General features: G+C 27.6%; 7 protein-coding genes. 4 read left to right on the top strand and 3 right to left on the bottom strand.

Features of this window, described 5'->3' with window-relative positions; translation table 11 throughout:
* Positions 1 to 113: 113 nt before the first annotated feature.
* From CP960_RS08360 to CP960_RS08350, 3 genes are read right to left on the bottom strand one after another with little or no spacing between them, the layout of a single operon-like run.
* Positions 114 to 596 carry a hypothetical protein gene (locus tag CP960_RS08360; RefSeq protein WP_101184964.1) on the bottom strand — a complete coding sequence of 161 codons (483 nt, stop codon included), beginning with the start codon at positions 594 to 596 and terminating at the stop codon, positions 114 to 116.
* Complete coding sequence (gene cbiM / locus CP960_RS08355; RefSeq protein ID WP_101184963.1) at positions 593 to 1,195, bottom strand: cobalt transporter CbiM; 603 nt, start codon at positions 1,193 to 1,195, stop codon at positions 593 to 595. Before cbiM ends, CP960_RS08360 begins: the two co-directional genes overlap by 4 nt.
* 12 nt (positions 1,196 to 1,207) lie before the next feature.
* Positions 1,208 to 1,930, bottom strand: a complete 723-nt coding sequence (locus tag CP960_RS08350; protein ID WP_101184962.1) for a DUF4198 domain-containing protein — start codon at positions 1,928 to 1,930, stop codon at positions 1,208 to 1,210.
* 191 nt (positions 1,931 to 2,121) lie between these two features.
* On the opposite strand from CP960_RS08350, the gene CP960_RS08345 reads away from it, so the two are divergent.
* From CP960_RS08345 to CP960_RS08330, 4 genes are all read left to right on the top strand, one after another.
* Positions 2,122 to 4,137, top strand: coding sequence for an ATP-binding protein (locus tag CP960_RS08345; RefSeq protein ID WP_101184961.1), 2,016 nt, complete (start codon positions 2,122 to 2,124; stop codon positions 4,135 to 4,137).
* Positions 4,130 to 4,819: a response regulator transcription factor gene (locus CP960_RS08340; RefSeq protein ID WP_101184960.1), complete on the top strand. Its 690-nt coding sequence runs from the start codon at positions 4,130 to 4,132 to the stop codon at positions 4,817 to 4,819. The genes CP960_RS08345 and CP960_RS08340 overlap by 8 nt, the downstream gene beginning before the upstream one ends.
* Before the next feature lie 95 nt (positions 4,820 to 4,914).
* Positions 4,915 to 5,502 carry a hypothetical protein gene (locus tag CP960_RS08335; protein WP_101184959.1) on the top strand — a complete coding sequence of 196 codons (588 nt, stop codon included), beginning with the start codon at positions 4,915 to 4,917 and terminating at the stop codon, positions 5,500 to 5,502.
* An 11-nt stretch (positions 5,503 to 5,513) separates the two neighbouring features.
* Positions 5,514 to 7,985 (top strand): molybdopterin-dependent oxidoreductase, encoded by a 2,472-nt coding sequence (locus CP960_RS08330; RefSeq protein WP_101184958.1) that lies wholly within the window; start codon positions 5,514 to 5,516, stop codon positions 7,983 to 7,985.
* Positions 7,986 to 8,029 lie beyond the last annotated feature (44 nt).

The following is an 8,029-nucleotide window of genomic DNA, read 5'->3' as shown; positions in this document are numbered from 1 at the left end:
ACAAAAATATAAAATATATATTGTAGGTAATAAATAGTAAATTTCATAAGAAGAAAAACTAACAATAATTGAATAAAAAAGTGCTGCTAATATTGAAACAGCAGGGGAGAATATCATCTTTTAACTCTTTTTAAAATATAAAATATCCCTATTATAACTAAAAGTGCAAAAATAGTTTTTAAAAAATTAAAAGCTTCAAGCTTTGCTTGTAAAGATTTAATCTCTGCTTTTAGTTTTTCATTTTCCATTTGAAGTTTACTTTTTGATTCTTCTTCAATGTTTTTAGTATTACTTTTTTTTGTTGCCTTATGAAAAGTAAGTTTTTTAGTCACAATATGACCACCTTTGGCATCAACTATTAATGTAACATTATTTTTAGGAAGCTTAAGTATAGCTTCCCCTTTTTTATCTGTAAATAGATTTTTTATTACATTTCCATTTTCATCTTTTATTGTAATCTTACAATTTTGACATCCATTTCCATTTGCAAAATATGCATTAATAAATAAATTATCTTCTTCATAAGTAGTAAATAGATTTAATCTATGTGCAAATAATGATAAACAAAGAAATGTTAGTAAAAAAATTAGTCTCATATTTTATACTCTTTTAATAAAGAAGGCATAGCTTTTTTTATATACATTAATAAAAATAGTGTAATTATACCTTCTAAAACCATAGCTGGAACATTTGCTGCAACTACTGTATAAGAAGCAATTAAATATTCATCTTTTGCAAATAATAAAACTAAAGCTAAAATTACTGTTGCAAAAAAAACCCCTAAAAAGCCAACAAAAAAGAACTTAACTTTTTCATTAATTTTTTGTACAAAATTAGCTTTAAATATTAAATGAACTAAATACGCAGGTAGTGCCATAATAACAATATTTGCTCCTAAAGAGGTTACTCCGCCATAACCTAACATAGTAGCTTGTAATATTAAAGCAATACTAATTGGAAGAAAACTAAGTCTTCCTAAAAACAATCCTATAACTCCTACTAAAATTAGATGTATTTGAGTAGGTCCTAAAGGAATATGAATAAACGATGCTACAAAAAAAAGTGCACTCATAGCTGCACTTAAAGCAATATTTTCATTTTTTATCTCTTTTAAAGAGTATAGACACATAGCCCCACCAACTACAGCTAATGTAGTTGCTACTTCGGGACTTAAAATTCCATCTGATATATGCATTTTACCTTCTTCTTAATAAGCTTTTATCCAAAGTAAAGCACCATTTTCTATTGGATATTTTTTTCCATCTTTTAATTTCTCACCCTCTTCTATAAGTGCGGCAAATCCCCACCATCCTTTATGGTTCATTACAAAAGAGAAATTACCATTTTCATCTGTTTTAACAACTTGTGTAATATGAGCATCAGTTGGTGCTTTTAAATTAAATTCATTATATAACTCAACCTCAACTTCAACATTTGAAGCTGGTTTACCATTGTGTAAAACTTTTCCCGTAAATATATTTCCTTTATATAAAGCAAATGGCTTAGACATAGGAATAATTTCATATTTTAAACCTATTGGTTCATCCCAACCCTCTTCTAAACCGTACGCACTTACTATAATTTTTGGTACATGTGAAATAAACTTTCCTTCACTTGGTTCAAAATATGGTTTTGGAATAGTAAAAAACTTATAAACACCTGGTCTTTTAATTTTGTATGATGTTTTCCAAGCTTTTTTATTAAACTTTTCAATTTGTTTTAATTTTAATCTATTTTGTTTACTATTTACGTAAATACCTTCAGGTTTTACCATTTGCATGCCTGTTTGTTCAAAAGGATGAATAAACATAGACTCAATTTTTAAATCTGCCTCTTTTTGACTTTTTACATTATCTGTTGATGGAAGCATAGTTAAAAAGTGAGCATTTGCCACCACTGCAATTGATAATATAGCTAATAACTTCTTCATAATTTTCCCCTAAACTTGATTTTTTTAATTATAATAGTATTATTTTTATATGAGTATAAGTTTTGTGCTATCTTGTGTATTTTTAGAACTTAATAAATTAAAAAATATTTTTAATAATAATTATATTTTAGAAAAACTATACTATTATTACTTTATTGAAATATTTAAAATGTGTCAAAGGTATTAGTCGTATGAAAAGAAATAGAGTTTATATTCTTATATCTATTATATTTTTCCTTGTATATATTTTTGTTATTTGTACTACATATAATAAAAATAGAAGCTACTTACTTGATACAACAATTCATAGTCAATTAAAACTTGTAAGTTCATATAAACAAAAGTTTGATGAAAGATTATCTGCATTAAAAAGAATCGTTGAGACTATGGGGAAAAAACTAATAAAAAAAGATAGATTTAGAGATTTTGATTCAATAAAAGAGATGTTAACTACTGCTATGATTTCAGGAGATGGTTTTAAAAGTGTTTATATCTCTTATCCAGATAACTTCACAATCTCAGGAAGAACAGACTGGTACTATTCAGATGATTATATTGCAACAAAAAGACCTTGGTATATTGAAGCTATTGAAAAAAGAACAACAACAATTTCAAAACCTTATGTAGGTTCAGCTGGATTTGAAGATAAACTTTACATAAGTATTGCTTCACCTATATATGATAAAAATGGTAAACTTTTAGCAGTTATGTCAAGTGATTTAGAATTAAATTCTGTACAAAAAGAGCTATCTGAACTATTTCCTGTAAAAAAAGGTTTTGCCTTTTTGATGACAAGTGAATCTGAAGTAATTGTACAATCAAATAAATTAGGTCTTGATTTTAATAATAGTAAATTAAAAGCATTTTTGCAAAGCTTCTCAAAACAAAAAAAAGGAGATAAAACTTTTAACTTAAAAGGTGAAGAGTTTATTTTCACTTATGAAAGCTTAAAAAATAGTGATTGGTTATTTGTTTCTGTTTTAGAAAAAAAAGAGATTTTTAAGACTTTAAATCAACAACTATTTATGAATCTAATTTCATCATTAATCCTTTTTATATTAGGACTTGGAACAATAATCTTTATGTCAATTACACAAAAAAAACTTTATGAAAAACATTTATTATTAGGACATTTTGCCAAAAGTCCTACTTGGGGAATTTTATTAACAGATAAAAATGGAAATATTATTTTTATAAATAAGGTTTTTGAACAAATTTTTAATATTAAAAGTAAAAGTCTTTATGAAAAGCCTTTAGATACTATTCTTCCTGTTTTAAAAAATAAAAAAAATATAAATGAACTAAAAAGTTTTCATGATATTAAAAAGAGCCTATTTACTGTAAAATCTTACAACTTACAAAAAAATAATAAAGTCTATCGTGTACAAATAACTCCTTTATTAAATAAGTTTCAAAAACAATTAGAAGGAACTATTATTACACTAAATGATATTAGTCATGAAAAATATTTAGAAAAAAAAGAGAGTGAACAAGAACAATTACTAATACAAAATAGTAAAATGGCAGCACTAGGAGAGATGGTAAGTGCAATTTCTCACCAATGGAGACAGCCATTAAGTACTCTTTTAATGCTAATTAGTAATGCTGAAGAGATAGTAGAAAAAAACTCTTTATATAAAGCTAGTAGGTTTTTATCAAGGTCAAGAGATACTATTGAGCTTATGAATGAGACAGTAAATGCTTTTAGAAATTTCTATAAAGAAGATTTTGATAAAAGAGAGTTTGATTTAATCAAAACTATTGATGAAATCCTTTTAATAACTCTACCTCAAATGAAAATCAATGGAATTGAACTTGAGTTTAAATATGACAAAGATATCAACTATACTTGCAATAGCTATCCTTCATATATAAAACAAGTTTTAATTAACTTAATTAGTAATGCAAAAGATGAATTATGTTTGATTTTACGTCAAACACCTCTATTTGAAGCAAAAATAAGTATTACTTTAAAAAAAGAAAATAATCAATTTTACTTAACTATTCAAGATAATGGAAGAGGTATATCTAAAGATAATAAAGAAAAACTATTTGAACCATTTTTTACTACAAAAGCACAAGGAACGGGAACAGGATTATATTTGTGCAAACTATTAGTAGAAAATAAAATGAATGGTGAAATATCTTTATCAAATTATAAAGACCCAACAAAATTTTTAATAAAATTTGGAGAGAGCGATGTATAATAAAATTACTAAGTTATTAGAGAATAAAAATATTTTAATCGTTGAAGATGAAATAAGTTTACAAGAGATAATAGTTGAATCTATTCAAGAATATGTTAATTGTGTTTATACTGCTATTAATGGACTTGAAGGACTTGAAGTTTTCAAAACAAACTCTATTGATTTAATAATTTCAGATATTCATATGGCAAAAATGAATGGTTTAAAAATGAGTAGTGAAATAAGAGAGATTGACCCTAATATACCTTTAATATTTTTAACTGCATATGACACAGATGAAAATATGCTTAAAGCAATTGAACTAAAAAGTAAAAGTATCTTAATAAAACCCTTTGATAAAAAGCAATTATTAATCTCAATGGGTTTAGCTATTTCCTCTTTTAATGATGACTTTAAAATTTTAAAATTAAAAAATAATTTTAATTATAATATTGAAACAAAAGAACTAAAACAAAAAAATGAGCATATAAATCTTACAAGAAAAGAACAAAAACTTTTAGAACTACTAATTAAACATCAAGAGCATACTGTGCCATTTTCTTTAATTGAGAGTTATGTTTGGAGTGAGAATGGAGCTACTCCAGATGCCATAAGAATGTTTATCAATAAACTAAGAAAAAAAATCTATCCAGAACTTATTGAGAATATCCAAGGAATTGGTTATAAATTAACATTAAAATAATTTTATTTTTTTTTATTAAATAAAAAATAAAAGATTATACTTTTTTTATACTCTTCTTATAACATTTGTTGAAAGACAAATATAGGAGACACTAAATGAGAAGACTTAAAAAAAGTTTGTTATTGTTAAGTTTAATTTCATTAACAAGCTTTACTTTTGCTCAAGATTCCGTAATCAATGAGCGAACAAAAATACTACAAAATGGAAAAGACTTAGGTTTTATAACTGTCTTAACTCCAATTGATGTAGTAAAAAAGCAAGCAAATAAGGCAACTATTAAAATAAAAGGATATAGATTAGAAAATTATCCTCAAATGATAGTTAGAGACTTAAAAAGAAAAGAGTTATATGCTGAGTTTAAAGATGAAGAAAGCTCAAACAAATACTTTAAAACTATCAAAAAACATGAAGATGATTATGGTGAAATTTGGCACGAAGTTGAAGGTGTTTTTACAATAGATACAAAAAATATTGCAAAAAATCCTGATAAATTAAAACTTAAAGCTAAAAAAACTTATGAACAAAGTTGTTCAATGTGCCACCATTTACCTGCATCTAATGCTTATACTGTAAATCAATGGCCACAACAAATTGAGAGTATGATGGAACAAGTAACACTTGAACCTAAAACAAAAAATTTAATCATTAAATATCTTCAGCAACATGCGGCTGATGCAAAATAAAGGAGTTTAAAATGAAAAGAAGAGATTTTATAAAATATGGTTCGATTCTTGGTGCAGCAACAACTGTAAAAGCAAAAGGTTTTGATGGTTGGGCAGATTTAACTAATTTTGATAGAAAAACAGTATTAAGTTCAAATAGATTTGGTATGTTTGAAGCAGTAATTCAAAGTGGAGAAGTTTTAGAAACTAAAGCATTTAAAGGTGACTATTTCCCAAGCCCTATGATAAAAGCAGCTGCTGATAGAATTCAAAATCAAACTAGAGTTGAATATCCTATGGTTAGAAAATCATTTCTTAAAGCAAAAGGTCCTTCAAATAACCATCTAAGAGGGAAAGAAGAGTTTGTAAGAGTATCTTGGGATGTTGCACTTGATTTAGCAGCAAAACACATGAGAGATACATTTGATAAACATGGACCTGAAAGTATCTATGGTGAATGCTACTGGTGGGGTGGTTCTGGTAGAGTAAGTTGGGGACGAACTGTATCAAGAAGAATGATGAGAATTTTAGGTGGATTTGTTACTGAATCAGGTGATTACTCTACTGGTGCTGGTCTTGTTATTATGCCTCACGTTCTTGGGGGTTCTTCTGTATATGATACTCCAACAAAATGGAAATCAATTATTGAAAATGCAAAAAATGTTGTTGTGTGGGGTTGTGATCCATTAGTTACAAACCAAATTACTTGGTCTACACCACTTCATAGATGTTACAAAGATTATGAAAAACTACAAGCTGCAGTGTTTAGTGGTAAAATTAAAGCATTTAGTGTAGACCCAAGAAAGAATGATACACAAAAATTCTTAGATGCAGAACACATTGCAGTAAAACCAAATACAGATGTAGCTTTAATGATTGGTATGGCACACTATTTATATACAAAAAAACTATATGACGAAAAATTCATAAGAAAATATACTGTTGGTTTCAATAAATTTAAAAAATATCTATTAGGTAAAGAAGATGGTCAAGAAAAAGATATAAAATGGGCATCTAAAATATGTGGTGTTGATGAAAAAACAATTGCTAAATTTGCAACAACATTAGCAAAAGAAAGAACAGTACTATTATGCGGTAGAGCACTACAAAGACAAGACCATGGAGAGCAAGCTCACTGGATGTGCACAGTATTAGCAGCAATGCTAGGACACATGGGATTACCAGGTGGAGGAATTGAGTTCTCACTTGCATATAATTCAAGTGGTGCAACAGATAAGTTAGCTCCTACAATTACTGGTATTAGCCAATCTATTCCTGAAAAATATAATAAAAAATATCCAAATGCACCTTGGTTAAAACATCATGATGTTGTAATTCCTTCATCAAGATCAATTGAAGCAATTCAAAGACCAGGAGAAGATTTAGACCAAAATGGGAAAAAAATCAAACTTCCACATATTAGATTAATGTATAATGCATCTGGTTCACCACTTACAAGACACCATGATGTAAATAATATGATTGAACAATGGAAAAAAGTTGATACTGTAATTACAGCTGAACCTTACTGGACTTCTACTGCAAAAATGTCTGATATTGTATTTCCTGTAGCAACAGAACTTGAAAGAGTTGATATTGACCAAACAGGTGGAACAAAAGAGTATATTATTGCTAGAAAAGCACATGTTAAACCAGCAGGTGAAAGCCAAAGTGATTTCTGGATTTGTAAAGAACTTTGTAAAAGATGGGGATATGAAGAAGTATTTACAGAAGAAAAAACTGAATTAGAGTGGGTTAAATATATCTATGAAGATGCTGTACAAAAAGCAAAAGCTATGAATTTAAAAATGCCATCATTTGATAAATTCTGGGAAAAAGGGTATGTAAGATTTGAGGATGACGATAAAGCTACTCAAAATTATACTAGATATACTGACTTTAGAGAAAATCCATATAAACATAGACTTGGTACACCTTCAGGAAAAATTGAAATTTATTCTCCGGTAATTGCTAAGTTTAATTATGATGATTGTAAAGGACACCCAACTTGGATGGAACCAATTGAGTGGTTAGGTGATAAAAAACAGACTAAAAAATATCCAATGCATATTATTAGTCCACACTCTAAATATAGACTACACTCTCAATTAAATAATACATTTATTAGAGGTTTATATGAAATAAGTGGAAGAGAACCTGTACTAATCAATCCTAAAGAAGCTAAAAGAAGAGGATTAAAAACAGGTGATATTGCAAGAGTATTTAATGATAGAGGTGAAATTTTAGCTGGTGTTTATGTAACAGATGCTGTAATAGATGAAGTTGCTGTATTATGCGAAGGAGCTTGGTACTCACCTGAAAACTTAGGAGATAAAACACTTTGCCAACATGGTAATGTAAATGTTCTTACTATAGATAAAGGAACATCAAAATTAGCTCAAAGTAATATTGCTCATACTGCATTAGTTGAAATTGAAAAATTCAAAGGTGAATTGAAACCTATAAACGCTTTTACAAAACCAAAAATTGTTCAAAGCTTATAAAAAAAGGCACGTTTTCGTGCCTTTTTATCTTCACAAATAATAAC

The organism is Malaciobacter halophilus, assembly GCF_002837275.1.
GTDB classification, from domain to species: Bacteria; Campylobacterota; Campylobacteria; order Campylobacterales; family Arcobacteraceae; genus Malaciobacter; species Malaciobacter halophilus.
The sequence above is the reverse complement of the archived record's forward strand: the minus strand, read 5'-3'. Positions and strand labels throughout refer to the sequence as shown.